Here is a 26,526-nt window from a genome sequence, read left to right on the forward strand (position 1 = left end):
CGTGGGGCCACGTAGCTCAGTCTCGTACCGGATCTTGCAGTGCGCCAATCAGCGGGCGCGGTTGATCGCGCTCGTCACCGCTTTGATGGACGCGCTGACGATGTTGGCGTCGATGCCGACCCCCCAGACGGTGAACTCACCGACCTCCACCTCGACATACGCCGCCGCCTGCGCGTCCCCACCGGAGGTCAGCGCGTGCTCGTTGTAGTCGAGTACCCGGGCGGTGATCCCCAGCGGGGCGATCGCCTGCACGAACGCGTCGATCGGGCCGTTACCGACCCCGACCAGCGGCCGCCGCACACCGCGGTGGAACACCTGCGCGTCGATCTCCACCTTGCCGTCGACCGTGGCGGTGCTGTAGCTCTCCAGCTTGAAAGCGGTCGCCACCTGGTGCTCGACCAGGTACTCGTTGGCGAAGAAGTCCCACATCTGCTGCGGGGAGACCTCGCCGCCGTCCTCGTCGGTGTGCTGCTGCACCACCCCGGAGAACTCGATCTGCAGCCGCCGCGGCAGGTCCAGCTTGTGCTCTTCCTTCATGATGTACGCCACGCCGCCCTTACCGGACTGCGAGTTGACCCGGATGACCGCCTCGTAGGTGCGGCCCACGTCCTTCGGGTCGATCGGCAGGTACGGCACACCCCAGGTGAACTCGTCGATCTCGGTGCCCGCGGCGTCGGCGTCGGCCTGGAGCGCCACGAAGCCCTTCTTGATCGCGTCCTGGTGGGAGCCGGAGAACGCGGTGTAGACCAGGTCGCCCGCGTACGGGTGACGCTCGTGCACCGGCAGCTGGTTGCAGTACTCGACGGTCCGCTTGATCTCGTCGATGTTCGAGAAGTCCACCTGCGGGTCGATGCCCTGGGAGAACAGGTTCAGCCCCAGCGTCACCAGGTCCACGTTGCCGGTCCGCTCGCCGTTGCCGAACAGGCAGCCCTCGATCCGGTCGGCGCCGGCCAGCAGGCCCAGCTCGGCGGCCGCCACCCCGGTGCCCCGGTCGTTGTGCGGGTGCAGGCTCAGGATGACGCTCTCGCGCCGCGGCAGGTTGCGGTGCATCCACTCGATCGAGTCGGCGTACACGTTCGGCGTGGCCATCTCGACGGTCGCCGGCAGGTTGATGATCAGCGGCCGGTCCGGGGTCGGGTCGATCACGTCGATCACGGCCGAGCAGATCTCCAGCGCGTACTCCAGCTCGGTGCCGGTGTACGACTCGGGCGAGTACTCGTAGAAGATCTCGGTGTCCGGGGTGTGGATCTCGGCATACTTCTGGCAGAGCCGCGCGCCGGTCGTCGCGATGTCGGTGATGCCGTCCCTGTCCAGGCCGAACACCACACGCCGCTGCAGCGTCGAGGTCGAGTTGTAGAAGTGCACGATGGCGCGCTTGGCGCCCCGGATCGACTCGAAGGTGCGGTCGATCAGGTGCTCACGGCACTGCACCAGCACCTGGATGGTGACGTCGTCCGGGATCAGGTCCTGCTCGATCAGCTGCCGTACGAAATCGAAGTCGGTCTGGCTCGCCGCCGGGAAGCCGACCTCGATCTCCTTGTAGCCCATCTTCACCAGCAGCATGAACATCCGCCGCTTGCGTTCCGGGGACATCGGGTCGATCAGGGCCTGGTTGCCGTCACGCAGGTCGACCGCGCACCAGCGGGGCGCCTTCTCGGTCACCCGGGCCGGCCACTGACGGTCGGGCAGATCAACGGCGAATTGTTTCTGGTACGACTCGTAGCGCTGGAAAGGCATGGCGCTGGGACGCTGAGTGTCAAAAACGGACATGTGGGACTGCTCCAGTCAAGAGAAAGACGAGCAGGCGGCGCGCGTCACCTCCGCGACGAGGTGCCGGCCTGGGATGGGGCCTCGTCGCGGCAGCGAAGGAGAAGGGTCACCTGCCACATGTCGCAAGCCACGTTACGTCATCGAAATCGGATCAGCTAACCGAACGCCCGGATCGTGGGAACACTCAGGACGGGGCGACCAGACTCGGCTCGGGTGCCGGGGCCGGCGCGTTCTGCCCCATCGGCTCGCCCGCCACCTCCGGGCCGGGCAGCTGCACCGACTTCGGCCCGGCCACCGAACGGACCAGCTTGAGCAGGCCGAAATCGACCCGCGCGCCGGTCAGCAGGCCGTCCGCGGAGTAGCAGTAGATGCCGACGTCGACCGGCTGGTCCAGGGCCGCGGTCACCGAGTCGACCGCGTAACAGGCGCCGTCCACACCGGCCAGCTGCTGCACCGGGGAGACCGCCAGCGGCGCCTTGCGGTCGGTGAAGACCGGCAGCCACTGCCGGAACAGGCGCTGGACGCGGGGGTCATACCGGCGGGGCACTTTGTCGCCCTTCTCGGCCACCCGGATGCACGTCGGGCTGACCGGCGCGCTCGGAGTGCTCAGAGTGCACTGGTAGAGACCGGCCGGCACCCTGATGATCGTCACGCCCGCGGTGCCGCCCAGCGCGCCCGCCGGGATGTCGACCCGCCACGTGCCGTCGTCGGCCACCGCGGCCACGATCTCCCGGCTGGAGCCGCCCGACTCCAGGGTGTAGAGCGCGGCGTACCGGCGGTCCAGAGCGAGCGCGGCCAGGCCGGCGAACGCGCTCCGGGCCTCGGGCGCCTCGGCGGCGGAAGCCGAGACGGAGGGTGTGCCGGGAGCGGGCTCCGGCGTGGCGTCACTGACCCCGCACCCGGCCAGACCGGCCGTCAGCAGCGCGACGGGCAACGCGGAGGGAAGGCGCATCGCGACATTCTCGCCCCACTCGGCGCGCCGCCCGTGACACGCAAGCCTGTGAGTCACCGGCGTGTCGCGCGTGACGATGGCCGGATTCTGGGATCGCCTGTCGAGGGCGTGCCGATGCGCGGCTAGTGTGGTGGCGACTGCCCTGACCGGCGTCGTTGTTCCGTATCGCCGAAGGAATGGTTTCGCCGTGGCTCTAGTGGTGCAGAAGTACGGTGGTTCGTCGGTAGCGAACGCTGAACGCATCAAGCGGGTGGCCGAGCGCATCGTCGCCGCCCGGAAAGCCGGCGACGACGTCGTGGTCGTCGTCTCGGCGATGGGCGACACCACTGATGAGCTGCTCGATCTGGCCAACCAGGTGAGCCCGCTGCCACCCGGCCGCGAGCTGGACATGCTGCTCACCGCCGGCGAGCGGATCTCGATGGCGTTGCTCGCCATGGCGATCCACAACCTGGGGTATGAGGCGCGGTCCTACACCGGCTCCCAGGCCGGCGTGCTCACCACCTCGGTGCACGGCAAGGCCCGGATCATCGACGTCACCCCCGGCCGCCTGCGGACCGCGCTGGACGAGGGCGCCATCGCCATCGTCGCCGGCTTCCAGGGCGTGTCGCAGGACACCAAGGACATCACGACGCTCGGCCGCGGCGGCTCGGACACCACGGCGGTCGCCCTGGCCGCCGCGCTGCACGCGGACGTCTGCGAGATCTACACCGATGTGGACGGCGTCTTCACCGCCGACCCGCGGATCGTGCCCGACGCCAAGCACATCAAGAAGATCACCTACGAGGAGATGCTCGACCTCGCCGCCGGCGGGGCGAAGGTGCTGATGTTGCGATGCGTGGAGTACGCGCGGCGGTTCAATGTGCCGATCCACGTACGCTCTTCGTACTCGAACAAAGAAGGCACGCTAGTCACCGGCTCGATGGAGGACCCTGACGTGGAGAACGCACTGATCACCGGGGTCGCGCACGAGCGCAGCGATGCCAAGATCACGATCGTCGGCGTGCCCGACGAGCCCGGCGCGGCCGGCCGCATCTTCGAGACGGTCGCCAAGGCCGAGATCAACATCGACATGATCGTGCAGAACGTGTCGACCGAGGGCACCGGCCGCACCGACATCTCGTTCACCCTGCCGAAGGCCGACGGCCAGACCGCGATGAACGCGCTCGACAAGATCAAGGGCCAGGTCAAGTTCAAGAGCCTGCTCTTCGACGACCACATCGGCAAGGTCTCCCTGGTCGGCGCGGGCATGCGCTCGCACCCGGGTGTCGCCGCCGAGTTCTTCGCCACCATCGGCGCCGCCGGCGTCAACATCGAGATGATCTCCACCTCGGAGATCCGGGTCTCGGTCGTCTGCCGTGACACCGACCTCGACACCGCGGTCCGTGCCGTGCACGCCGCGTTCGAGCTCGGCAGTAACGAGGAAGCCGTCGTCTACGGCGGTACCGGCCGGTAACCCGGGCGATGGCGCAGCCCACGCTCGCCGTCGTCGGAGCCACCGGCTCCGTCGGTACCGTCATGCTCGAATTGCTCTCGTCCCGGCGCAACGTCTGGGGCGAGATCAGGCTGCTCGCCTCGGCCCGCTCCGCCGGTAAGTCGCTGACCTGCCGCGGCGAGCGCCTGGAGGTCCGCGAGCTGACCGCCGACTCCTTCGACGGTGTCGACGTGGCGATGTTTGACGTCCCCGATGCGGTCTCCGAGCAGTGGGCGCCGACCGCGGTCGCCCGCGGCACGGTCGTCGTCGACAATTCGTCGGCCTTCCGGATGCGCCCCGACGTGCCCCTGGTTGTGCCCGAGGTCAACCGCGAGGACGCCGCACACCGCCCAGCCGGCATCGTGTCGAGCGCCAACTGCACGGTCGCCGCCATGATCATCGCGGTGGCGCCGCTGCACTACGAGTACGGCCTGCGCGAACTCGTCCTGGCCTCCTACCAGTCCGCGTCGGGCGCCGGCCAGATCGGCGTCGACACCCTGCACGACCAGCTGACCAAGGTGGCCGGCGACCGCCTGCTCGGCTCCCGCCCCGGAAACGTGCGCCAGGCCGTCGGCGACGACCTCGGCCCCTTCCCGGCCCCGCTGGCGCTCAACGTGGTCCCCTGGTCCGGCGACTTCGCCGACAACGGCTGGTCCTCCGAGGAGCTGAAACTCCGCAACGAATCCCGCAAGATCCTCGCCCTGCCGGCCCTGAAGGTCTCCGCCACCTGCGTCCGGGTCCCGGTCGTCACCGGCCACTCGGTGGCCGTACACGCCGTCTTCGCCTCCGAGGTGACCGCGGCCGGGGCCCGCCAGGTCCTGCGCAACGCCCCGGGCGTCATCCTCGTCGACGATCCGGAGGCCGGCGAGTTCCCCATGCCCATCGACGCCGTCGGCACCGACCCGTCCTGGGTGGGCCGCATCCGCCGGGCCATGGACGACCCACGCGCCCTGTCGCTCTTCATAACCGGCGACAACATGCGAAAGGGCGCAGCCCTGAACACGGTTCAGATCGCCGAACTCATCGCCGCCGAAATCGCCAAGCGAACCGCCTGACGGCCCTTCCGGTCTCCGGCCACGGCCTGATAGGCGTGCCTTTCCGGTCTGCCACGCCTTTCTGGTACGAGTCGGCCGGCCCCGTCAGACCATCCCGTACCCGAGCTACGACGCGACGTCTCCGCTGTTCCAGACCGAAAGGCGAGCGCCGGGCCAGCGCCGTTGGTCACCGCCCCACGCGCAGTGTGGTGAGTTGCGGCGCGAATCGAGCCGCAACTCACCACGCTGCCGGTTGCTGGCTGCCGCGTGGTGAGCTGTGGTCTGAATCGAGCCGCAGGTTGCCACGTAGCCGGGTGGCCGTCGGCTGTCGCGTATCGGCCGGCCCCCGTGACGGACGTCGCGTCGTAGCTGGGTGGGGGTCAGGCGGCGGCGTCGAGTTCGGCTCGGGTCAGGAGAGCGCGCAGCGTGATGCCTTCGGCGGCGAGGGCCTGAGCGCCGCCCTCCTGGCGGTCGATGACGCACAGGGCGTGGTCCACGTGGGCGCCGAGTTTGCGCAGGTCGTTGGTGGAGAGGACGACCTGGCCGCCGGAGGTGACGACGTCCTCGACGATCAGGACGCGACGGCCGGCCACCTCGGCGCCTTCAGCCAGGCGGGCGGTGCCGTACTGCTTGGCCTGCTTGCGGACGAATGCGGTGGGGAGCTTCGCGTGCCGGGCCAGCGCGGTGACCACGGCGATGCCGCCCATCTCCAGGCCGGCGAGGACCTCGGTGCCCTCGGGGATGAGGACGGCGAGGCGTTCGGCGAGCTGGTCGAGCAGGACCGGGTCGGCCTCGAACTGGTACTTGTCGAAGTATTCGGTGGCGGTGCGGCCGGAGCGGAGCGTGAATTCACCGGTGAGGCGGCTCACGCTGCGGACCTGACGGGCGAGGTCGATGGAGTCAGTCACAAGGTCTCAGCTTGTCAGGTGGGCTGGGCGCACCCGACGGCACCCCTGGACTCGATCTCGGAAAGGCCGCAGAACGGTCACTCGTTGGCGTACTTGATCTCCACACTAAGGCACACTATGACCTGTTTAGGGTAATTTTCGCCTACTTAGTGGCTTGTGCTCTGGAAGGATAGTTCTGTGACGCCCTTCGCGATGCTCTTCCTGCTCGCCCTCGCCGGATCGTCATGCTTCGCCCTCGGCCGTGCCCTGGGCCGTGGTGAGCGGTACGAACGCGGCTATCGCGAGGGCTTCCGCGACGGCGAGACCGGCTCCCTGGCCCGCGCCACCCGGCTCATGCAACTCAACGAGCGCCCCTCCATCGCCCCCGTCGTCGAGTCGATGATCGGCCCGTACGCGGTGCCGCAGCAGATGGTTCCGCGGACGGTGGGACCGCAGATGGCCCTGTAGGGGGCGTGGATGTGAAAGGCCCGGCATCCGAGATGCCGGGCCTTTCGTGCAACTGCTGGTCGGGGTGGCGGGATTTGAACCCACGGCCTCTTCGTCCCGAACGAAGCGCGCTACCAAGCTGCGCCACACCCCGCTGCTGCGAGATAAATACTAGCGGAGGCCCCGGGGGCCTCCACAACCGGTATCCCCGAACAGCAAAACCGCAGGTCAGCGAGGAATCAGGGTGAGCAGGGAAGCCTCCGGACGGCAGGCGAAGCGGATCGGCGCGGTCGGGTGGGTGCCGAGACCGGCCGAGACGTGCAGCCAGGCGTCCGAGCCGGGCCAACGGTGCAGGCCCTTCGCCATCGAGGTGGGCAGGTCGCAGTTGGTGGTGAGGGCGCCCACGCCCGGCACGCACACCTGACCGCCGTGTGTGTGGCCGGCCAGCAGGAGGGCGAAGCCGTCGGCGGCCATCGCGTCCAGGACCCGGGCGGCGGGGGTGTGCGTGACGCCGAGGTGCAGGTCGGCGCCGGCGCTGATCGGGCCGGCCACCGACGGGTAGTCGTCGCGCTCGATGTGCGGATCGTCGACGCCGGCCAGCTCGATCGAGCGGCCGCCGGCTTTCAGGACGGTCCGCGCATTGTTCAGATCCGCCCAGCCGGCGTCGACCAGGGCGGCGCGCAGCTCGTCGGTGGGCAGGTCGACGCCCTGCACATACTCCCGGTCGGGCATCAGATATTGCAGCGGGTTCTTCCAGACCGGGCCGCGGTAGTCGTTGGAGCCGAACACGAACGCGCCGGGCACCGGCAGCAACGGGTCGAGGGCGCGCAGCACGCCGGGGACCGACTCCGGGTCGGACATGTTGTCGCCGGTGACGATCACCAGATCCGGGTCGGTGCCGCCCAGCCCGGCCACCCAATCCTGCTTGCGCCGCTGGTCAGGCATCATGTGCAGGTCCGAGATGTGCAGGATGCGCAGCGGCTCCGCGTCCGGTTCGAGCACCGGGACGTCGAAGCGCCGGAGGGTGAACATGTTGCGCTCGACGAGGGCCGCGTAGGCCAGCGTCGCGGCGCCGACGGCGGACAGAGCGGCGAAGGCCGAAATAAGGGAGCGCTTACGCATGCCCGCAAGGGTAGTTTCTCCGCCATGGGAACGCTGAAAGACCGCCTGAACGAGGACCTGCACACGGCCATGAAGGCCCGGGACGAGCTGATCACGTCGACACTGCGGATGGCCCTGTCCGCCGTCCGGACCGCCGAGGTCGCCGGCGACGAGGCCCGTGAGCTGTCCGACGACGAGGTGCTGGCCGTTCTGACCAAGGAGGCGAAGAAGCGCCGCGAGGCGGCGACGGCGTTCGCCGGGGCGGGGCGGGCCGACCAGGCGGCGAAGGAGACGGCCGAGGGCGAGGTCCTCGACCGCTACCTGCCGAAGCAGCTCACCGATGCGGAGATCGCCGAGATCGTGACGCAGGCGCTGACAGCCGGCGGATTCAGCGGCAAGGCGCAGATGGGTCCGGCCATGAAGGCCGCTCAGGCGGCCGTCGCCGGGCGTGCGGAAGGCGGTCGGGTCGCCGCTGAGGTGCGGCGCCAGCTTGCCTGACAAAACCCCATTAGCGGTACGGAAAACGGGCGGGAGAGTCGATCTCCCGCCCGTTTCCGGTGCTGTGGCTAGTTGGGCCGGCCTGGCCCACCTGGTGTGCCTGGTCCGCCGCTGGTGCCCGGTGTGGGCGTCGTCGGTTTCCCGTTGCTGATCTGCAGGACCACCGCGCCGCCCTTGATCGTCCGGCCGGACGGGTCGGTGCCGGCGACGGTGCCCTTCGGGCAGTCGGAGTCGACCTCGGCGCCCCGCGTGACATGGAAGCCCAGGTCCTCGAGGCGGTTGGTGGCCGACCCGACCGAGTCGCACTCCACGTTCGGGATGGAGCGCTGCTCACCGAACACGATCTTGGTGCTGCCCGGCTTCTTGAACTGCTGCTTCTCCTTGCCCTCCATGTACTCCTTGACGGTGTACTGGACGGTGGGGTTGATGACGCCGTGCTTCATCTGGTCCCGGTGGTCCGGCCAGTCCGGGTTGGCCATGTAGCCGGCCACGACGATCTTCGTGGTGCCGACGATCAGCGACGCGGTCTTCTCGGCGTCGGTGGTGCCGGACTTGCCGAAGACCGGGTGGCCCACGATGCCGCGGGTGTCCGGAGCGGTGGCGCCGCCGCAGGAGCCGAGCTGGGCCGAGTCACCGACCGGGCACCGTGCCGCGTCCAGGGCGGCCCGCGCCACGTCCTTGGTGGTGGCCTGGTTGCAGAACGGCTTGCCGACGTCGATCTTCTGGCCGTCCTGCGTGCTGATCTGCTCGATCGGGGTGGGCGAGCAGTACTTGCCGTCGCCGGCGAGGGTCGCGTACGCGTTCGCCATGTCGAGCGGGGTGGAGGCGGTGACGCCCAGCGAGAAGGCGCCGAACTGGTTGGCGCCGCCCTTCTCGGTGGTCATCTCGGCCTCTTTCGGCTGCCGGAACTGCACGCCGAACCGCTTGGCGACCGCGATGACCTTCGCCGCGCCGACCCGCTCCTGGAGCGGGATGAAGTACGTGTTGATCGAGTTTGCGAACGCGGACCACATGTTGTAGACCTTGCCGCCGCCGCCACCGGCGTTCTTCGGGCAGTAGAAGTGCCCGTTACAGGTCGCCGGGCCGGGGCCCACCACATAGCCGGAGACGTACTGCTTCTCGGCCAGGATGGGATAGCTCAGCGGATAGTTGTTCTCCAGGGCCGCGATGATCGGGAAGATCTTGAACACCGAGCCGGCCTGGTAACCGGCGATGTCGCCACCACCGCTCATCAGCGGGTTCGTCGTGTTCGGGGCCGAACCCCGGATCTTCAGCTTCGCCTTCGCCGGGTCGGACGAGATCTTGTTCTGCGGGTGATCCGGGTCGTCGAGCTTGAACTTACGGTTCGTGGCGAGCAGGCGCACCTTGCCGGTGGACGGCTCGATGCCGGCCAGCAACAGCGCGTTCTGGCTGTTGTCGGACTGGCGCTCGGAGATCTCCCGGCGGGCGCCTGCCTGGCCCTTGAGGTCGAGGGTGGTGACCACCCGGTAGCCGCCGCTCTTGAGCCGCCGCTCCCGGTCGTAGCTGGTCGCGCCGAACGACTCCTGCTCCAGCCACCAGCGGTAGAAGAAGTCGCAGAAGAAGCCCCAGTTGTTCTTCGCCACCCAGGCGCAACCCCGGCCGACCTGCTTGACCTTGGTCGGGACCGGCTCCTTCTTCGCCTTCTCGGCTTCCTCGGCGGTGACCGCGCCCATCTCGACCATGGCCGGGATGATGTAGACGTTGCGGCGGTCGGTGATCAGCTCGTGACCGCTCGGCGTGGTGGGGTTGAAGCTGGACGGCGCCTTCACCATGCCGGCGAGCATGGCCGACTCGGCGACGGTCAGGTCCTTCGGCTTCTTGTTGAAGTAGACGTGACTCGCGGCGAAGATGCCGTAGGTCTGGTTACCGAACGGCGCGATGTTGAGGTAGCGCTCCAGGATCTGGTCCTTGGAGAGCTGCTTCGAGATCTGCAGCGCGTACTTCATTTCGGTGATCTTGCGCTTCGGGCTGTCCTCGGTGGCGTCGATCACCTCCTGCGGGTTGGTGGCCGAGTAGGCCAGCGACATCCGCACGTACTGCATGGTGAGGGTCGAGGCGCCCTGCTGTGTGCCGCCCTGGTTGTTGCTGACGAACGCGCGCGCGACGCCCTTGAGGTCGACGCCGTTGTGCTCGTAGAACTTGCGGTCCTCCGCGGCCAGGATGGCGGCCTGCATGTTCTTCGAGATGTCCTTCAGCGGGACGTCGCTGCGGAACTCGTCGTAGAACACCGCGATCTGGGTCTTGCCGTCCGAGGCGTAGACCCGGGTGATCTGCGGGGAGCTGAATTCCTTGAGCTCACTGGGCAGACCCGCGAACGTCTGGCCGCCGGCCTTGGCCGCCAGCCCGGTCATCGCCGCGGCGGGGAACGCCGCGGCGGCCACGACTACGCCCGCAAGCAGGCCGCAGACCAGTAGAGAGGTCGCGTTCGTGAAGATGTTGTGATCGCGTCTGCGAAACCAGGAGGTCACCCGAGCAGGGTACGCGAAGCATGCACGCGACCGCCTGTCCGGAAGCACCACTCCGCCCGATACGAGTGTGACCTGTCACCCTTCTCGGCGGACCGTTTTCCCGCTTCTGCACCAAAGATACCCCCGTTCGGCCCCCCTCGCTTTGCCGGTATGCCCGGAACTACCGGCCTATACGTATTTGAGGGACAACGTTGCGTAATCACCCAACTACAGAGCATGATGGTGCGGCGAGACACGGACGCCGATGCGGCACGGGGGAACAGGGGCCGCCCGGCGTCAGGGGGTGAAACAAGGGGGGACGTTTACCGTGGGGATGATCAGCGACTGGCCCAGCATGGCGGCGTGTCAGAGTGGCGACCCTGACGCGTTGTTCGTGCAGGGCGCCGAGCAGAACGTGGCGAAGCGGATCTGCCGCAGCTGCCCGGTCCGCTACGAGTGCCTCGCCGACGCCCTGGACAACCGCATCGAGTTCGGCGTCTGGGGAGGCATGACGGAACGGGAACGGCGAGCCCTGCTCCGCCGTCACCCGCATGTGGCGAGCTGGCGGAAGATGTTCGAGGCCGCACTTCGTGAGAAGGGCGCCGACAAGGTGCTCGTCTCCACCCGCTGATCAGGCGAGGTTCCGCCTGGCCGGGGAAACTGCCGGTCAGGCGAGCAGCGCTCCGATCGTTCGCAGCCCGTCGACGTCGTGGACGTCGGCGGGCTGTGCTGTGACCGACGTCGTCGGCACGGCCGGGAACGCCCCGGTGAACCCGGTCGCGACCGCCGCCTCCCGCTCGGCCTGGCGCAGCAGCGCGGCGTGGATCCGCAGCACGTCGGCGGTCATCGGGTGGTCGCCCAGCTCGTCCAGCCGGTCGGCGGCGGCCTCGCTGTCGGCGGCGCTCAGCCCGGCCAGGTCGGTGTGGTGCATCCGGTTCAGCACCAGGCCGGCCAGTGGCATCCGCTCGGCCACCAGACGCTCCGCGAAATACGCCGCCTCCCGGATGGCGTCCCGCTCCGGCGCGGCGACCAGCAGGAACGCGGTCTGCGGGTCCTGCAGGATCCGGTACGTCTGGTCGGCCCGTTGACGGAAACCGCCGAACATCGAGTCGAGCGCCGCGACGAAGCCCGACAGGTCGGTCAGCAGCTGCGCGCCGAGAATTTTCTGCACGGTCTTCGAGAACAGTCCGAACGACGCGGTGACCAGGCTGAACACGCTGCGCCCACCGGTCCGGGCGGGTGCCAGCAGCATCCGCAGCATCCGGCCGTCGAGGAACCGGGACAGCCGGGCCGGCGCGTCCAGGAAGTCCAGCGCCGACCGGGACGGCGGAGTGTCCACCACGATCAGGTCCCACTCGTCGCCGGCCCGCAGCTGACCCAGCTTCTCCATCGCCATGTACTCCTGCGTGCCCGAGAAGGTCGAGCTCATGGCCTGGTAGAACGGGTTCGCGAAGATCTCCTGAGCGCGTTTCGGGGTGGTGTGCTGCTCGACCACCTCGTCGAAGGTGCGCTTCATGTCCAGCATCATGGCGTGCAGCTCGCCGCCGGCCCGCTCCGCGACGATGCCCTTGACCTGCCGGGGTGTGTTGTCCAGCTCGGTCAGGCCCATCGACTGGGCGAGCCGCTTGGCCGGGTCGATGGTGAGCACCACCGTGCGGCGGCCGTGCACCTCGGCGGCCCGCAGGCCGAGAGCCGCGGCCGTGGTTGTCTTGCCCACTCCGCCGGCCCCGCAGCAGACCACGATGCGGATGGACGGGTCGGCCAGCAGACCGTCGACGTCGAGCCGTGGAGCCGTCAATTCAGCCACCATTTCAGCGTAGTGCGTCTTGATCGGACGCCGGCCGGATCACGATCGCATCAGGAGCGCGGCCAGCTCGTCGAGCGCGCCGCGGTCGACACCGTCGGGCAGCAGCGGCAGCTCCACCAGTGGCCGGCCCAGCTCGGCCAGCTCCAGCCGCAGCGACTCCTCCAGCTCGCGCCGGGTCAGGTGCGCCTGGGCCTCGGTGGCCAGCTGGCTCACCGTGGCCGGGGCGGCCGCCAGCCCGGCCGCGGTCAGGCCCCGCTTGATCTCCGCCTTGGTGACCTTGCCGCCGGCCAGCAGCGGCGGCCGGGCGCCGTTGACCACCACCCGGCCCACCGGGATGTGCAGCGCGGACAGCTCGGTGATCGCGTCCAGCGTCTCCTGGACCGGCATCTCCTCGAGCAGCGTGACCACGTGCACCGCGGTCATCGGGGAACGCAGCAGCGACGCCACGCCCTCGCTCTGCGTCTTGATCGGGCCGACCTTGACCAGCCGGGCGGTCTCCTCGGTCACGTTCAGGAAGCGGCCCACCCGGCCGGTCGGCGGCGCGTCGAGCACCACCGCGTCATAGACCCGGCTGCCGTCGCGCGAGCGGGTGGTGGCCTCCTTCACCTTGCCGGTGAGAAGAACGTCACGCAGACCCGGGGCGATGGTGGTGGCGAAGTCGATGGCGCCGACCTTGCGCAGCGCCCGCCCGGCCGCACCGAGCTTGTAGAACATGGCGAGGTATTCGAGGAGGGCCTCCTCGGGGTCCACGGCCAGCGCCCGGACCTCACCGCCCCCGGTCGTCTGCGCGACCCGCCGCTCCGCATAGGGCAGCGGCTCCAGGCCGAACAGCTGGGCGATGCCCTGCCGGCCCTCCACCTCGACGAGCAGCGTGCGCCGGCCACCGGCGGCCAGCCCCAGCGCCAGGGCCGCAGCCACGGTGCTCTTGCCGGTGCCGCCCTTGCCGGTCACCACGTGCAGCCGCTCCGGCCAGTTGCGGTGTTCGCCCATACGTCCCACGTTACGGGCACGTGTCAGGCGGACGGGCATCCGTCAGCCTGCGACCTCGCACACCAGCCAGCCGGTCTTGCGCACGACGGTGAACCGCAGATCCTGGGTGGCGGTCCGCTCGTCCTCGGTCGACATCATCACCCGGACGTCGACCCGGGCCCGCTCGTCGTCCCGCTCGGCCACGGCCGGCTCGTCCCAGCGGAAGACCGGGCCCTGATAACCGTCGGCGTACGAGCTGATCTGCTCCACCCGGGTGACGAGTTTCGCCTCGTCCCGGGATTTGCCGCAGACCAGATCGCGGGTGGCGGTCGCGTCCTGCTGTGTGTAGACCGCGGTGAGGAACCGGTTGACCGCGGTGGTCGGGTCCGGTGAGCCGGGCGTGTCGGCGTCCCGGAGCAGGTAGAAGGCGGAGACCGCGCCGCCGCCGCAGAGCGCCAGGGTGGCCACGAACGCCATCGAGAGGAACATCGTCGCGCGCCGCCGCGGGTCGATCCCGGGCAGCCGCCCGATCGCCGGGCCCACCCAGATCGGCTCCGGCTGCGGCTGGATCTCGGCCGGCGGCGAGTGCTGGTAGGCCAGGTGTTCCGGGGGCGGATGACGCCACTCACCCGGTTTCTCGTGCTGGGCGTGCCACGGCCCGGTCGGCGGTGGCTGATGCCACACGGCGGGCGGGATCACCTCGGCCGGCACCACCGGATGCTCGGCGGTGTCGTGGTCCGGCACCGGCGCCATCTCGGTGGTGTGTTCCATCCCGGCCGGAGCCGTGAGATGCGGGGGCTCCGGCGGGATCGGGTCCTCGGGCGGGATCGGCGACGGCGGCTCCGGCTCGGGCGTCGGAGGTGGCTCCGGATGCCCGCCCGGCTCGTTCTGCGTCACGTCGCCCTCCGCTCATCGCACCTGGTGATGGTATGTGCGCTCTGCGTACACAACTCCGCTCAGCCTAACCAACCAGCCGGTCGCCCGCGTCCTAAGCTGTGCCGGTATCCGACGAACAGGAGAGCGCAAGCCATGCAGAAGTGGGAGTACGTGACCGTGCCCCTGCTGGTCCACGCGACCAAGCAGATCCTCGACAACTGGGGCGAGGACGGCTGGGAGCTCGTCCAGGTCGTCCCGGGGCCGAACCCGGAGCAGCTCGTCGCCTACCTGAAGCGGCCCAAGTCGTGACCACCCCGATCGCGGGTGAGGGCGGTGTGGACGCGTACGCGAAGCTGACCGAGCTGGGCCTGACCCTGCCGACGGTGGTCGCGCCGGTCGGGTCCTACGTGCCGGCCGTCCAGTCCGGCAACTACGTCTACACCTCCGGTCAGCTCCCGTTCGTCGACGGCAAGCTGCCGCAGACCGGCAAGGTCGGCGACGAGGTCACCGTCGAGGAGGCGGCCGGCCTGGCCCGGCTGTGCGCCCTCAACGCGCTCGCCGCGATCGACGCCCTGGTCGGTCTCGGACGTGTCGTGAAGATCGTCAAGGTGGTCGGCTTCGTCGCGTCGGCGCCCGGGTTCACCGCCCAGCCGGCCGTGATCAACGGCGCGTCCGACCTGTTCGGCGCGGTCCTCGGCGAGCAGGGCCGGCACGCCCGCAGCGCGGTCGGCGTGGCCGAACTGCCGCTCGGCGCCCCGGTCGAGGTCGAGGTCATCGCCGAGGTGGCGTGATCTTGCGGTGATTCGGGCGTATTTGCTCACCGTTGGTGACCGGATCGGACATCGTGTCTCGGTCATGGTCGCCCGACCGACGTACGATTCGGGTCATGGGGGCTGCTGAGCCCGAGTCGGCCGAGGTCGACCGGCTACCGGGTTGGGTGACGCTGCTGCTGGCGCCCAACCCGGGGCCGATGACGCTGGACGGCACCAACACCTGGATCCTGCGGGCGCCCGGCGCCGAGCGGGCCGTCGTCGTGGACCCCGGTCCGCTGGACGAGGGCCATCTGAAACGGATCGTCGAGCACGGCCCGATCGGGAGCATCCTGATCACACACGGTCATCACGATCATGTCGAGGGTGCCGCCCGGCTCTCCGAGTTGCTCGGCGGCGCTCCGGTGCGGGCCGGCTCACCTGTGCACTGCCTGGGCGGTGAGCCGTTCGACCCGCGGGAGTCCCTGGACGGGAACGGGCTGGAAATACGGGTGCTGGAGACTCCGGGTCACACCAGCGACTCGGTGTCCTTCTTCGTCGAGTTCGGGGACGAGTCCGTGATGTTCACCGGTGACACCATGCTCGGCCGTGGCACCACGGTGGTCGCCCCGCCCGACGGCGATCTCGGGGCCTACCTGAGTAGCCTGGAGCTGCTCAGCGCGTACCCAAGGGCGTTGATGTTGCCGGGCCACGGACCGGCCCGCAGCGACACCGCCGAGCGTGCCCGCTTCTATCTGAATCATCGCCGGGAGCGCCTGGCGCAGGTGACGGCCGCCATGGCGGCCGGCGCCGAGACGCCGGCCGCCGTCGTCGACCTGGTCTATCCGGATCTCGACCCGGCCCTGCGGTTCGCCGCCGAGTGGTCCGCGGCGGCGCAGCTCGAATATCTGCGCCGGGAGCAGCCGTGACCTGCCCGGTCTGCGGGACCGTCCCGGTTCCCGGCGCCCGCTTCTGTCATCACTGTGGCGCCGGGCTGCCGGCCGCCGCCCTGCTGCCGGCCGCCGAGCGGCGCATCGTCACGGTGCTCTTCGGTGACCTCTCCGACTTCACCTCGTTCTCCGAGGACCTCGATCCGGAACGGGTCGGCGCGGTCACCGACCGCGTGCTGGCCTCGCTGGCCGGGGCGGTCAAGACGTTCGGCGGGCACGTCGACAAGCTGACCGGCGACGGCATCATGGCGGTCTTCGGCGCGCCGGTGGCCCATGAGGACGACGCCGAGCGCGCGGTCCGGGCCGCCCTGAGCATGCAGCGCGCGGTCCGCCGGGTGCTCGACGACGAGCGCGGCGGCGGGGCGCCACTCGGCCTGCGCATCGGGCTGAACACCGGCGAGGTGGTCGCCGGCGTGCAGGCCGGTATCGAGTACACGGTGATCGGTGACACGGTCAACACCGCGGCGCGGCTGGCCGACGCCGCCGCGATCGGCACGGTCTACGCCGGCGAGCGGACCAGCGGGGGCACTCGGCACGTCGCCTCCTGGCGGCAGCTGCGGCCACTGCGCCTCAAGGGCAAACGCGAGCCGGTTCCGACGTACGAGCTGCTGGGTCTGCACGACGCCCCGGGCACCCGGTCCGGCCTCGGCGACGAGGCGCCGTTCGTGGGCCGGGAGGCCGAGCTGGGCCGGATCTCCGGCCGGCTGGCCGAGGCGATCGACACCGGCATCCCCAAGATCCTGGTGATGACCGCCGAGGCCGGCATCGGCAAGTCCCGGTTCGCCGGCGAGGTCAAGCGCCTGGCCATCGGTTACTCCGGCCAGGGCCAGGCGGCCCGGGTGCTGCGGGTGCGCTGCCGGGCCTTCGGCGAGCGCCGGCGGTACGCCCCACTGGCCGACCTGGTCCGCAAGGCCGCCGGCCTGCCCAAGGACGTGGTCACCGCGGTCGCGCGCACGGTCGCCGACGAGCGGCTGCGCAAACTGGCCGGCCGGCTCAACGTGACGCTCGACAACGACCGGTTGCTGGTGCTGCTCGGCTACGGCGAGGCCCCGGACCGGACGGTGGGGCCGACCGCGCCCGCCGACCGCCCGGCCAGCGCCCGCCGGATCGACGCCGAGGCCATCTCGATCGCCGTCGCCGACCTGCTCAACGCGCTCGCCGCCGAGGAGCCGCTGGTGGTGATCGTGGACGATCTGCACGACGCCACCGACACCACCCTGGAGGCGATCGGCCTCACCCTGACCCAGCTGGACGGCCCGGTCGTGGCGCTGCTGCTCGGCCGCCCCGAGCTGGTGCGGACCGCGGGCGCGATGACCCGGCTCGCCGACGCCGAGGTGCACAGCCTGCCCCCGCTGCGCGGCGCCGACGCGTCCCGGCTGCTCACCTCCTATCTGCACGGCGGCAAACTGCCCCCGGCCGACACCGACCGGCTGCTCGCCACCGCCCAGGGCAACCCGTTCTACCTGGCCGAGATGGTCACCCTGCTGATGGAGCGGGGCGCGCTCACCCCGGCGGTCGGCGCCAACGCGGCCGGCCGCTGGCAGCTGGCCGCCGGTTCGCTCGGCAGCCGCCTGCTCTCCCGTGACCTGGCCGCGGTCCTCGCCGCCCGCATCGACGCGCTCTCCCCGGAGCCGCGATCGGTGCTGCGGGACGCCTCGGTGGCCGGGACGACGGTGCCCAGCGGTGTGCTGGAGGCGCTCCAGGAGCGGCGGGCGGTCGCCGACACCAGACCCGGCGTGGTCGTCGCGGTCGAGCTGGAACGCGCCGTCGACGAGCTGCTCCAGCGCCGCATGCTGCACCGTTCACGGTCCGGCGGCTACCAGTTCAGCACCCCGCTGATGCGCGAGGCGGCGTATGCCGGGATCGGCAAGGGCGACCTGGCCGAGCGGCACGCGTACCTGGCCTCCTGGGCGGCGCCGGAGAGTGTGGCCGAGCCCGGCAACGACGGCGCGGTCCGGCTCAATCTGACCGGCGGCGAGCGGGACGCGTTCATCGCCATCCACGCCGAGCACGCGGTCGAGCTGGCCGACGCGGTGCGGCTGCGGCCGGACGCGCCGGCCCGCGATGTGGCCCCGCTCGGCGTCGCGGCGCTCGGCCGGCTGGCCCGGCGGGCCCTGGCCGACATCGAGCCGGCCGCCGCCATCGAGTATGCGGAACGCGCCACCGCCCTGGCCAAGGGCGACCTCCCGCTCCCCGACCAGCTGGTGCTGGCCCGCGCGCAGCTGCGTCTGGGCCGGGCCGAACTGGCCCTGGCCCTGGGCGAGAAGATCGCGGTGGCCGCCGCCGAGGAGCCGGTCTGCAAGGCCGAGGCGATGATCGTGGTGGGCCGTGCCTACGAGGCGCTCGGTGACACCGGCCGGGCGGTCACCTCCTGGCAGGAGGCGCTCGACGTGGCGACCGGGGCCCAGCTGCTGCCGGAGCGGGCCAACGCGATGCGCCGGCTCGGCATGGCCGACTTCCTGAACGGGCGGCTCAGCCAGGCCAGCAGCCGGTTCGCGGCGGCGTACCAGGTGACGCTCGCGGCCGGGGACCGGCACGGGCAGGCCTGGGCGTTGCAGAGCCTGGCCTGGGTGACCACCACCCGCGGCGACTTCGCCGGCACCGACGCGGTGCTCGGCCGGGCCGCGCGGCTCTTCGCCGAGCTCGGTGACCCGGTCGGGCGGGCCTGGCTGCGGGGCACCACGGCGTTCGCCAGGCTGCTGGCCGGCCGGTTGCAGGAGGCCCGGCGGCTGGCCCGGCTGTTCCTGCCGTTCGGGGACCGGGTCGGTGAGGGCTGGGCGGTCGGCACGCTGCGGGTCGTCGAGGCGTACGCGGCGGCCGAACTCGGCGATCTCGGCGCGGCCGACGGTCAGGCGCGCCGGGCGTACCGGGAGTTCCTGGAGGTCTCCGACGACTGGGGCTGCGGGCTGGCACTGGTGGTGCGGGGGGCGATCGCCCGCGGGCTGAACGAGCTGGACCACGCCACCGACCTGCTCACCGACGCGCTCGGTTACGCCGACCGGACCGGGCATCCGCTGCTGCTCGGGATGGCCGGGACGCTGCGCGGGTTCGTCGCCCTGCAACGAGGCGACCTGGAGACCGCCGAGGCCGACGCGCGCCGGGTGATGACCGCGGTCGAGCCGCACAATCCGCTGGCGCCGGCTCAGGTCGGCCCGCGGGTGCTGCTGGCCGAGGCGCGGACCAGGGCCGGGGACGCGTCGACGGCGGTCGGGCTGCTCGCGCCGATCGCCAGTGACACGTCCACGCCGTCGCTGCTCTTCTCCCGGCGGCACGCGCTGGCGTCCTACGCTTCGGCGCTGCTCGCCGACGGCCGGGTGGACACCGCGCTCACCTGGGCCGAGCGGGCGGCCGCCGCGCCGGCCGAGGATGTACGCAGCAGTGTGATCTCCGCCATGGTCCGGGCCCGGGTGCTCGCCGCCGCCGATCGTTGCGAGGAAGCAAGGGCTGCAGCGGACGAAGCGGTGCGATTGGCGCACTCCACCGAGCAGTCGAGCGAGCGGGCGGCCGCCGAGGAGCTGCGGAAAACCCTTGCGATGACGGTTGTCGAGGAAACTGTCGCGTACGCGTCTGACGTGCCCGGATGATCTTCCGGCGGACTGGCGTATTTTCTATTCCGTGACGGAGACTCCGCCTGGTGCCCTGCCCGTACCGTACGTGCCAGGCATGTCCGGATTGTCGGTCATGGCGCGGGGTGGTTATGCCACCGTGTATCGCGCCACCCAGGATTCGGTCGGGCGCGACGTCGCCATCAAGATGGAGAACCGGACCCTCGACAACCCGCGCGACCAGGCCCGCTTTCTACGTGAGGCGCGGGCGGCCGGGCGCATGTCGTCGCACCCGCACGTGGTCGACCTGTTCGACGTCGGCGTCACGGTCGACCAGCACCCCTACCTGATCATGGAGTTGTGCGACGGGTCGTACCTCGATCGCATGCGGGTCGCGCCGCTCAACCCGGTCGAGGCCCGCGACGTCGGCATCAAGATCGCCGACGCGCTGGTGCACTCGCACGCCAACGGGGTGCTGCACCGCGACGTCAAACCGGCGAACATCCTCTACTCCGAGTTCAACGCGGCGGTCCTCGCCGACTTCGGCCTGGCCGTCCTCGGCGAGATGCGCGACTCGTCGGTGACCCTCGAGGTGCTCACCCCGGCCTACGCGCCGCCGGAGATGTTCCGCCACGACACCCCGTCCGGGGCCGCCGACGTCTACGCGCTCTGCGCCACCCTCTACGCGGTGATGAGCGGCCGGCCGCCGCGCTGGGCGACCAACCGCAGCCCCAGCCTGCTCACCCTGATGGATCTCTTCCACCAGCCGATCCCCGACCTGCCGACGGCCCCGCGGGCGCTGACCGACGTGCTGCGGTATGGGATGAACAACGATCCCGGCGCCCGGCCGACCGCCGAGCAGCTCCGCGACCTGCTCAACAACCTGCACCTGGACCCGAGCACCCCGCAGCCGCCGCCGACCGTCTACCGCTCGGCGTCGACCAGTCACGTGCCGCCGCCCCGGCCGCGGCCGATCCCGCCGAGCACACCGACGCTCGACGAGACCCCGACGGTCCAGCACGATCCGGGCCGCAAGGGCTTCTTCCAGAAATGGTTCGGCAGCTAGAGGGCCCCAGCCTCCCGGCCCCGCCTCTCCGCGATCTTGGTGAGTTCCACGGCGCGGGAGTCTTCTGCGCAACCACCGCAGCTTTCGGCGGACAGCCCTCAGACGGATGACGTCTCCTCCGCCGGCGCCGCGTCCGCTGGCAACGCCCCCGCCGGCACCGAGTCCGCTGGCAGCGAGTCCGCCGGCACCGAGTCCGCTGGCAACGCGTCCGCCGGCACCGAGTCCGCTGGCAGCGCGTCCGCCGGCAACGGCTTGTCGCCCGCGGATCTTGCACGACTTTTCACGCTGGCGCCGATCTTGCAGCCCTTTCCGTGTCCCGACGGGAAGAAAGCTGCAAGGTCTCCCCGGCCTAGTGGACCTTGCACGATAAATCACGCCCAGACGTGAAGAACCATGCAAGATCGCCGTGAAGATGGAGAAACGTGCAAGATCGCTATGAGGGTGGGGAAACGTGCAAGATCGCCGTGAAGGGTGGAGAACCGTGCAAGATCTACGAGGTTGGTTGAGGCGGAATCCTCTGCGAGCACGAGATTCCGGCCCGGTGTCCCGGTCGCCTGCGTGACCGGCGCGACAGTCCACAGGTCGGCGCGAAATCATCGCACGGCAGAAGAAGGACCGACCCCGGATGCGGCGAAAGCCCTGGAGAGGCCTTCACAGGTGCGCCCGAGGTCAAGCGGCGAAAGCCCCCGAAGAGGCCTCACAGGATTGACCCCGGACACGGCGAAAGCCTTGAAGGGGCTTCACCGGTGCGCCCGAGGTCAAAGCGGCGAAAGCCCTGCGGGAGGGCTTCACCGGTGCGCCTGAAGTCGACAAGATTGCGTAAGGGTGCGGCTGGTGATCACCTGGCGGTCAGTTTGACTGTGCTGCTGGTTCCGGTGGCGTTGTAGCCGCCACCGGAGACGACGACCCGTAGGTTCCAGGTGCCGCGTTTGAAAGCCCGGCTGAACGTGTACGCCCCGGCGCCGGTGGTCTTCGTGCTGGTGATGGTGATCCAGCGCGAACCCTTCCGGTACTGCAACGTCACCTTCACGCCGGCGCGGGCCGGTTTGGCCGTACCCGAAATCTTGATCTTCTGGTTGGCCTTGGGTCTTGTCGTGCTCGCCTTGGCCGTGACCGCATAGCGGACCGAGAGCCAGGCGCCGGCCGACGTGGCCGGCCACAGTCCGGCCGAGCCGGCGTGCCGGACCCGGATGGCGCTGGTCGTCGCGGACCTGGCGGTGGCCCGCCAGACGCCCTTGCTGTCGGTCTTGACCGTGGCGAACCGGCTCCACGTGGTCTTGCCGGCCGGGCGGTGTTCGACGATGACCGTGGCGTCGGCGACCGGGCTGTTGCCGCGCAGCACCCGGCCGCTGACCAGCGACGTCTGGCCGTAGGTGACCGCTGCCGGGGCGGCGCTGATCGGCAGGCCGGGCGGGGTCAGGGTGACGGTCCGCTCCAGGCCGTCGCCGATCGAGCTGGTCGCGCGGACGCCGATGGTGTACGTCCGGCGGGTGTCCAGTCCGGTGAGGGTCAGCGACCGGGCCTGCCAGTCGTCGAGCCTCGTCTCGGCGCCGCCCGGCAGGACCCGGACCACGTAGCCGCTGGGGAACGCGTCCTCGGGGCCGTAGGCCGGCCGTTCCCAGGTCAGCTTCGCGGTGCCGGTGTCGCCACCGATGACCGTCACGTTCGGCGGGTAGCCGGGCAGCCTGGCCGGGTACACCTCCCACGGGATCGAAGCCGTCGCCACGTTGCCGTCGGCGTCGACGGCGGTCAGCACCACGGTCCCGGAACCCATGCCGGTCGGCTTCCCGCTGACTGCGGCGACGAACCGGCCGGACTGGCCGCTCGGCGTGGTCACCCGCAGGGTCAGTCCGTCGGGCAGGCCGGTGGCGGTCACCTCGAGCGGGTGGTAGATGTCCGGCAGGTAGTCCGGGTCCTCGACGAAGGTCGCGCCGAAGTTCATGTACGAGTAGCCGCCGAACGGCTCCGTGACCTTCGGGGACACGTCCACGACGAGCGGCGGCCCCTTGATCGACCAGAGCATCGTCTGGGCGGCGGAGCGGTTCCCGTCCGAGTCGGTCGCGAAGATGGAGCTGACGTAGCGCGCCCTGGTGTCGGGTGTTCCGCTGATCAGTCCGTCGGCGCTGATCGTCACGCCGGACGGCAGGTTGGTGGCGCCGAACGTGATCGGCTGATGCTGCGGGTCACGGGCCGCCAACTGGATCCGCACCGGCTCGCCGAGCTGCGGGCTCGGGGTGCTGTCCGCGAACGGCAGGAGTTCCGGGGCGCCGTACGGCGTCTGCGAGTCGTCGACCCCGGCCGCCAGCCAGGCCGCGTCGACCGTGCGCTGCTCGGTGCTGTCCGCTCCGTACAGGTCGGCCGCGGCACGCAGGGTCGCCTCCCGGGCGCCCGCGTAGTCGGTGTTGGAGACCATGTAGGCGCTGAGCGCGTGGAACCAGATCCGGGCGGCCTTGTCGTTGCCGATCCCGGTGACCGGTCCGGCCTGGCCGCACGGGGTGCTCTCGCCCCACTGCGAGGCGCCGCTGCCGACCGCCAGGTTGTAGAAGAACTTGTTGCCGATCCCCGACGAGTAGTGCACGTTGAGGCCCTTGACGGCAGGTGTCCAGCAGGAGGCGGACTTGCCGTCCAGACTCGGCTCGTCCATCCGGCGCAGGGCCGGATCGCGGACCAGGGTGCGCTCGCCGATCAGATAGTCCGGAGCGTCGACCGGGTTGTTCGCGGAGAACTCGACGAGGGTGCCGAAGATGTCGCTGTTCGACTCGTTGAGCCCGCCGGACTCGCCGGCGTAGACGAAGTTCGCAGTCTGGTCGGTGAGGCCGTGTGCCAATTCGTGGGCCACGATGTCGATCGTGGTGAACGGCTCCTCGCCCGGCTCGCCGTCACCGAAGAACATGCAGTCGCAGTCGTCGCGCCACGAGGCGTTGCCGTAGTCGACGCCGCGATGGACGTAGGCCGTCACGCCCTTGCCGTCGTCGGCGAGTCCACTGCGCCCGAACGTCTCCTTCAGATAATCCCAGGTCTCGGCCATGCCGTAGAGCACGTCGACGGCAACGGTGGCCCGGTCGGCACGTGTGCCGTCGCCCCAGACGTCGTCGGTGTCGGAGAACTCGGCGAACTTGCCGATCGAGAAGTCGTGCCAGCCGTTCAGGCCGTCGTGGACGGTGTTGCCGCCGCGGTCCGGGTCGACCAGGGCGTAGGTGCCGTCGTCGCGGCGGGTGGTGCTCAGTTGCACGTCGCCGACGTGCAAACCGTGCCCGGTGCCGGCGGTGTGCACGGTGTCGTAGGCGAGGCGGACCTTTCCGGTGGTGGCGTCGACGATCACGACCCGGGTCGCGCCGGTGACCTCCCACGCCAGCGCCGGCTTGCCGTCGAGGGCGTCGACGACCTGGCGCGCCTCCACCGCCCCGGTCAGGCCGGCCACGTCGACCGCCCGGCTCCGGCTCACCTTCGCGGTGTCCGGGACGTCGATCAGCTGGTCCTGTGCCACTGTCGCGTCGATGAACCGGCCGTCGGCGTCCGAGTGGACCACGAAGTCACCACCGAGGACCGGCAGGCCGTCGTGGGTGCGGTTGAACCGGACGTGCCGATCACCGTCGGCCTCGACCACGGCGTCGACGGCCTGGTATTTCTCGCCCGGTGCGGACTTCACGGCAGTGTCGTTGCGACTCACCGCGGCACGGGCCTGGTCGACGGTTGCGGAGCGGGTGACCGCAGGCGTCGGCGACACTGTCGCGGCGACCGGCTGCCCGGGCTCGTCGGCCCTGTCGTTCTCCCTGGTGACCGCGCATCCGCCACCGGTCAGAGCCAGTGCCGCGGTGGCCGCGATCAGGGCACGGCGATGCCGCGATGTCATCCTCATGCTCCCCCGTCAATATAGAAGACGGTGGAACGATACCGGATCGACGCTATCGATGCATGTCCGTTTATTCCGGATCGAGGACGGCGAGCAGTTCGCCGGTGTCCACTTCGGCCCCCGGCTGCACCGGCAGTGACGAGACCACCCCGGCCGACGGCGCGTGCACCGGATGCTCCAGCTTCATCGCCTCCAGCGTGAGCAGCAGCTCACCGGCTCGGACCCGCTGACCTGGCACGACCAGGATCCGGCGAACCGCCCCCGGGAGCGGCGCGATCAGTGAGCTCTCCGCGGCCTCCGGAGCGGGCAGCGGGAACCGGGAGATCTCCCGGAGCGCGACCGACCCCTCTGGACTGTCCACATACGAGACGTCGCCGACCCGGTGCACATGCACCGCCATCCGGATGCCCTGCACGTTGAGGACGACCCGGCCGGCGTCGGCCGACACCACGACCACCGCCGGGTGCTCGTCGGCGACCGGTGCCTGGCCCAGCCCGGCCAGATCCAGCTCCTCCGGGTCGACCGCACGGACCCACCAGCCGGCCAGGTCACCACGGCGGTTCATCCGGTAGCCGACCTCGACCGGGCCGGTCGGTCCGTCGTACACCGCCGTCTGGGAGATCGATGGAACGTTGCGCCAGCCGGACGGCAGCGAGTTGAGGACCGGCGCCGACGCGCGCCGCGCCGCGGCGCCCGCGAGGGCGGCGGCCAGGCAGGAGAGACGCACGGCGTCGACCGAGGAGAGCAGCGGCGCGAAGACCTCCGGATGCCGGTCCAGGAATCCGGTGTCCAGGTCGCCGGCGCGGAACGCGTGGTGCCGCAACACCCGGACCAACAGGTCGCGGTTGGAGACGACCCCATGCAGATGGGTACGGGCCAGCGCCGACGCGATCATCCGGGCGGCCTCCTGACGGCTCGGCGCCCAGGCCACCAGCTTCGCCAGCATCGGATCGTGGTGCATCCCGATCACCGAACCGTCCGCGACCCCGGCGTCCAGGCGCAGGCCGGGCTGGGGGAGCGGCCGGAACCAGCCGGCGATGTCCGGAACCGCGAACCGGTGCAGGGTGCCGGCCGCCGGCAGCCACGCGTAGGCCGGGTCCTCAGCACAGATCCGCACCTCGATGGCGTGCCCGCGGATCGGCGGCGGGCCCGGCATCGGCACGCTGCCGCCCTCGGCCACCAGCAGTTGAAGGCGGACCATGTCGTACCCGGAGACACACTCGGTGACCGCGTGATCGGCCTGCAGGGTCGGGGTGAGCTCCATGAACCAGAAATCGCCCTGCGCGTCGAGCAGGAACTCGACCGCGCCCGACCCGACGTAACCGAGCGCCCGCACCGCGATGATCGCGGCCCGGCACAGGTCCTCACGCAGGCCGGGGTCGACCGCCGGGGACGGGCTCTCCTCGATGATCTTCTGGTAGCGGCGCTGGACCGAGCACTCCCGCTCGCCGAACGGCACGACCGCGCCCTGGGCGTCGGCCATGATCGGCACCTCGATGTGGCGGGCGTTGCTGACGTACGGCTCGCAGAACACCTCCCCGCCGACCTCGCGGCGCGTCGAGGCGATCGCCTCGGCCAGCGTGTTCGCGTCCCGGACGACCCGGATGCCGTGCCCGCCGGTGCCGGTCGCCGGTTTGATCAGCACCGGGAACGCGGGCACCTGCTCCGGGTCGGTGAAGGTCGGCAGAACCGGCACCTGCGCCTCGGCGACCAGCTTCTTCGTCTCGATCTTGTCGGCCAGCGTGCGCAGGGTGGCCGGCGGCGGCCCGGCCCAGATCATCCCGGCGTCGACCACGGCCTGGGCGAAGTCCGGATCCTCGGCGAGCAGACCGATCCCCGGATGTACGGCGTTGGCCCCGGCCCGTTGTGCGGCCGCGATCAGCGCCTCGGTCTGGAGGTAGGTCGCCGACGGAGTGTTGCCCGGCAGATGAACCGCGTAGTCCGCCTCGATGACGTGCGGCGCGTCGGTGTCGACGTCGGAGTAGACGGCCACCGTCTCGATGCCGACCAGCCTGCATGTGGCGAACACCCGGCGGGCGACCTCTCCACGGTCGGCCACCAGAAGTCGTCGGATCACTGGTCT

General features: G+C 70.4%; 20 protein-coding genes and 1 tRNA gene. 10 read left to right on the forward strand and 11 right to left on the reverse strand.

All coding sequences use genetic code 11. The features are described 5' to 3' along the window. Positions 1–48: 48 nt before the first annotated feature. Together leuA and AB0E94_RS06045 are read right to left on the reverse strand one after the other, a co-directional pair. Positions 49–1,770, reverse strand: coding sequence for a 2-isopropylmalate synthase (gene leuA / locus AB0E94_RS06040; protein WP_360323108.1), 1,722 nt, complete (start codon positions 1,768–1,770; stop codon positions 49–51). 184 nt (positions 1,771–1,954) lie between these two features. Then, positions 1,955–2,722 carry a hypothetical protein gene (locus AB0E94_RS06045; protein WP_360323110.1) on the reverse strand — a complete coding sequence of 256 codons (768 nt, stop codon included), beginning with the start codon at positions 2,720–2,722 and terminating at the stop codon, positions 1,955–1,957. Positions 2,723–2,909: 187 nt separating this feature from the next. Between AB0E94_RS06045 and AB0E94_RS06050 the strand changes: the two genes are divergently transcribed. Next, positions 2,910–4,175, forward strand: a complete 1,266-nt coding sequence (locus tag AB0E94_RS06050) for an aspartate kinase (RefSeq protein ID WP_360323112.1) — start codon at positions 2,910–2,912, stop codon at positions 4,173–4,175. 8 nt (positions 4,176–4,183) lie between these two features. Further along, positions 4,184–5,248: an aspartate-semialdehyde dehydrogenase gene (locus AB0E94_RS06055; RefSeq protein WP_360323114.1), complete on the forward strand. Its 1,065-nt coding sequence runs from the start codon at positions 4,184–4,186 to the stop codon at positions 5,246–5,248. 359 nt (positions 5,249–5,607) lie between these two features. Here the strand turns inward: AB0E94_RS06055 and pyrE are convergent, their stop codons facing one another. Continuing rightward, on the reverse strand, positions 5,608–6,135 hold the full coding sequence (gene pyrE / locus AB0E94_RS06060; protein WP_093619391.1) for an orotate phosphoribosyltransferase: 528 nt from the start codon (positions 6,133–6,135) through the stop codon (positions 5,608–5,610). A 177-nt stretch (positions 6,136–6,312) separates the two neighbouring features. On the opposite strand from pyrE, the gene AB0E94_RS06065 reads away from it, so the two are divergent. After that, positions 6,313–6,582 carry a hypothetical protein gene (locus AB0E94_RS06065; RefSeq protein WP_360323116.1) on the forward strand — a complete coding sequence of 90 codons (270 nt, stop codon included), beginning with the start codon at positions 6,313–6,315 and terminating at the stop codon, positions 6,580–6,582. Positions 6,583–6,638: 56 nt separating this feature from the next. Here the strand turns inward: AB0E94_RS06065 and AB0E94_RS06070 are convergent. Both AB0E94_RS06070 and AB0E94_RS06075 read right to left on the reverse strand, forming a co-directional pair. Next, a tRNA-Pro gene (locus tag AB0E94_RS06070) sits at positions 6,639–6,715 on the reverse strand. Positions 6,716–6,789: 74 nt separating this feature from the next. Continuing rightward, positions 6,790–7,683, reverse strand: coding sequence for a metallophosphoesterase (locus tag AB0E94_RS06075; protein WP_360323118.1), 894 nt, complete (start codon positions 7,681–7,683; stop codon positions 6,790–6,792). 24 nt (positions 7,684–7,707) lie between these two features. Here AB0E94_RS06075 and AB0E94_RS06080 point away from each other — a divergent pair, with 24 nt between their 5' ends. After that, positions 7,708–8,160, forward strand: a complete 453-nt coding sequence (locus AB0E94_RS06080) for a GatB/YqeY domain-containing protein (RefSeq protein WP_360323120.1) — start codon at positions 7,708–7,710, stop codon at positions 8,158–8,160. Between the two features lie 68 nt (positions 8,161–8,228). Here the strand turns inward: AB0E94_RS06080 and AB0E94_RS06085 are convergent, their stop codons facing one another. Then, entirely contained in the window at positions 8,229–10,649 is a 2,421-nt protein-coding gene (locus tag AB0E94_RS06085) for a transglycosylase domain-containing protein (RefSeq protein ID WP_360323122.1), read from the reverse strand. A 307-nt stretch (positions 10,650–10,956) separates the two neighbouring features. Between AB0E94_RS06085 and AB0E94_RS06090 the strand changes: the two genes are divergently transcribed. Further along, on the forward strand, positions 10,957–11,259 hold the full coding sequence (locus AB0E94_RS06090; RefSeq protein ID WP_041832981.1) for a WhiB family transcriptional regulator: 303 nt from the start codon (positions 10,957–10,959) through the stop codon (positions 11,257–11,259). 36 nt (positions 11,260–11,295) lie between these two features. Here AB0E94_RS06090 and AB0E94_RS06095 read toward each other — a convergent pair whose 3' ends face one another. The 3 genes from AB0E94_RS06095 to AB0E94_RS06105 are packed head-to-tail and all read right to left on the reverse strand — an operon-like array spanning position 11,296 to position 14,301. Further along, positions 11,296–12,438, reverse strand: coding sequence for an ArsA family ATPase (locus AB0E94_RS06095; protein WP_360323124.1), 1,143 nt, complete (start codon positions 12,436–12,438; stop codon positions 11,296–11,298). 36 nt (positions 12,439–12,474) lie between these two features. After that, the gene (locus AB0E94_RS06100) at positions 12,475–13,425 is read right to left on the reverse strand and encodes an ArsA-related P-loop ATPase (RefSeq protein ID WP_360323126.1); all 951 of its coding nucleotides are present in this window, start codon (positions 13,423–13,425) and stop codon (positions 12,475–12,477) included. Between the two features lie 42 nt (positions 13,426–13,467). Then, positions 13,468–14,301 carry a hypothetical protein gene (locus AB0E94_RS06105; protein ID WP_360323128.1) on the reverse strand — a complete coding sequence of 278 codons (834 nt, stop codon included), beginning with the start codon at positions 14,299–14,301 and terminating at the stop codon, positions 13,468–13,470. A gap of 132 nt (positions 14,302–14,433) precedes the next feature. Between AB0E94_RS06105 and AB0E94_RS06110 the strand changes: the two genes are divergently transcribed. The 5 genes from AB0E94_RS06110 (at position 14,434) to AB0E94_RS06130 (ending at position 20,590) form a co-directional block, all read left to right on the forward strand. Beyond that, positions 14,434–14,589, forward strand: coding sequence for a DUF4177 domain-containing protein (locus AB0E94_RS06110; RefSeq protein ID WP_093619400.1), 156 nt, complete (start codon positions 14,434–14,436; stop codon positions 14,587–14,589). Beyond that, the gene (locus AB0E94_RS06115) at positions 14,586–15,071 is read left to right on the forward strand and encodes a RidA family protein (protein WP_360323130.1); all 486 of its coding nucleotides are present in this window, start codon (positions 14,586–14,588) and stop codon (positions 15,069–15,071) included. The genes AB0E94_RS06110 and AB0E94_RS06115 overlap by 4 nt, the downstream gene beginning before the upstream one ends. A 95-nt stretch (positions 15,072–15,166) precedes the next feature. Further along, positions 15,167–15,958 carry an MBL fold metallo-hydrolase gene (locus tag AB0E94_RS06120; protein WP_360323132.1) on the forward strand — a complete coding sequence of 264 codons (792 nt, stop codon included), beginning with the start codon at positions 15,167–15,169 and terminating at the stop codon, positions 15,956–15,958. Continuing rightward, positions 15,955–19,563: an adenylate/guanylate cyclase domain-containing protein gene (locus AB0E94_RS06125; RefSeq protein WP_360323134.1), complete on the forward strand. Its 3,609-nt coding sequence runs from the start codon at positions 15,955–15,957 to the stop codon at positions 19,561–19,563. The genes AB0E94_RS06120 and AB0E94_RS06125 overlap by 4 nt, the downstream gene beginning before the upstream one ends. Before the next feature lie 31 nt (positions 19,564–19,594). Beyond that, complete coding sequence (locus AB0E94_RS06130; RefSeq protein WP_360323136.1) at positions 19,595–20,590, forward strand: serine/threonine-protein kinase; 996 nt, start codon at positions 19,595–19,597, stop codon at positions 20,588–20,590. 838 nt (positions 20,591–21,428) lie between these two features. Here AB0E94_RS06130 and AB0E94_RS06135 read toward each other — a convergent pair. Continuing rightward, positions 21,429–24,443 carry a M4 family metallopeptidase gene (locus tag AB0E94_RS06135; RefSeq protein ID WP_360323138.1) on the reverse strand — a complete coding sequence of 1,005 codons (3,015 nt, stop codon included), beginning with the start codon at positions 24,441–24,443 and terminating at the stop codon, positions 21,429–21,431. A 70-nt stretch (positions 24,444–24,513) separates the two neighbouring features. After that, the gene (locus tag AB0E94_RS06140) at positions 24,514–26,520 is read right to left on the reverse strand and encodes a biotin carboxylase N-terminal domain-containing protein (protein WP_360323140.1); all 2,007 of its coding nucleotides are present in this window, start codon (positions 26,518–26,520) and stop codon (positions 24,514–24,516) included. Positions 26,521–26,526 lie beyond the last annotated feature (6 nt).

It is taken from the genome of Actinoplanes sp. NPDC026670 (assembly GCF_040638175.1).
GTDB lineage: Bacteria > Actinomycetota > Actinomycetes > Mycobacteriales > Micromonosporaceae > Actinoplanes.

Excerpts from the sequence above, each read along its gene's own strand:
- leuA (WP_360323108.1), bottom strand. The coding sequence starts at position 1,770 with ATGTCCGTTTTTGACACTCAGCGTCCCAGCGCCATGCCTTTCCAGCGC.
- AB0E94_RS06045 (WP_360323110.1), bottom strand. The coding sequence starts at position 2,722 with ATGCGCCTTCCCTCCGCGTTGCCCGTCGCGCTGCTGACGGCCGGTCTG.
- AB0E94_RS06055 (WP_360323114.1), top strand. The coding sequence starts at position 4,184 with ATGGCGCAGCCCACGCTCGCCGTCGTCGGAGCCACCGGCTCCGTCGGT.
- AB0E94_RS06075 (WP_360323118.1), bottom strand. The coding sequence starts at position 7,683 with ATGCGTAAGCGCTCCCTTATTTCGGCCTTCGCCGCTCTGTCCGCCGTC.
- AB0E94_RS06080 (WP_360323120.1), top strand. The coding sequence starts at position 7,708 with ATGGGAACGCTGAAAGACCGCCTGAACGAGGACCTGCACACGGCCATG.
- AB0E94_RS06095 (WP_360323124.1), bottom strand. The coding sequence starts at position 12,438 with ATGGTGGCTGAATTGACGGCTCCACGGCTCGACGTCGACGGTCTGCTG.
- AB0E94_RS06100 (WP_360323126.1), bottom strand. The coding sequence starts at position 13,425 with ATGGGCGAACACCGCAACTGGCCGGAGCGGCTGCACGTGGTGACCGGC.
- AB0E94_RS06110 (WP_093619400.1), top strand. The coding sequence starts at position 14,434 with ATGCAGAAGTGGGAGTACGTGACCGTGCCCCTGCTGGTCCACGCGACC.
- AB0E94_RS06120 (WP_360323132.1), top strand. The coding sequence starts at position 15,167 with ATGGGGGCTGCTGAGCCCGAGTCGGCCGAGGTCGACCGGCTACCGGGT.
- AB0E94_RS06135 (WP_360323138.1), bottom strand. The coding sequence starts at position 24,443 with ATGACATCGCGGCATCGCCGTGCCCTGATCGCGGCCACCGCGGCACTG.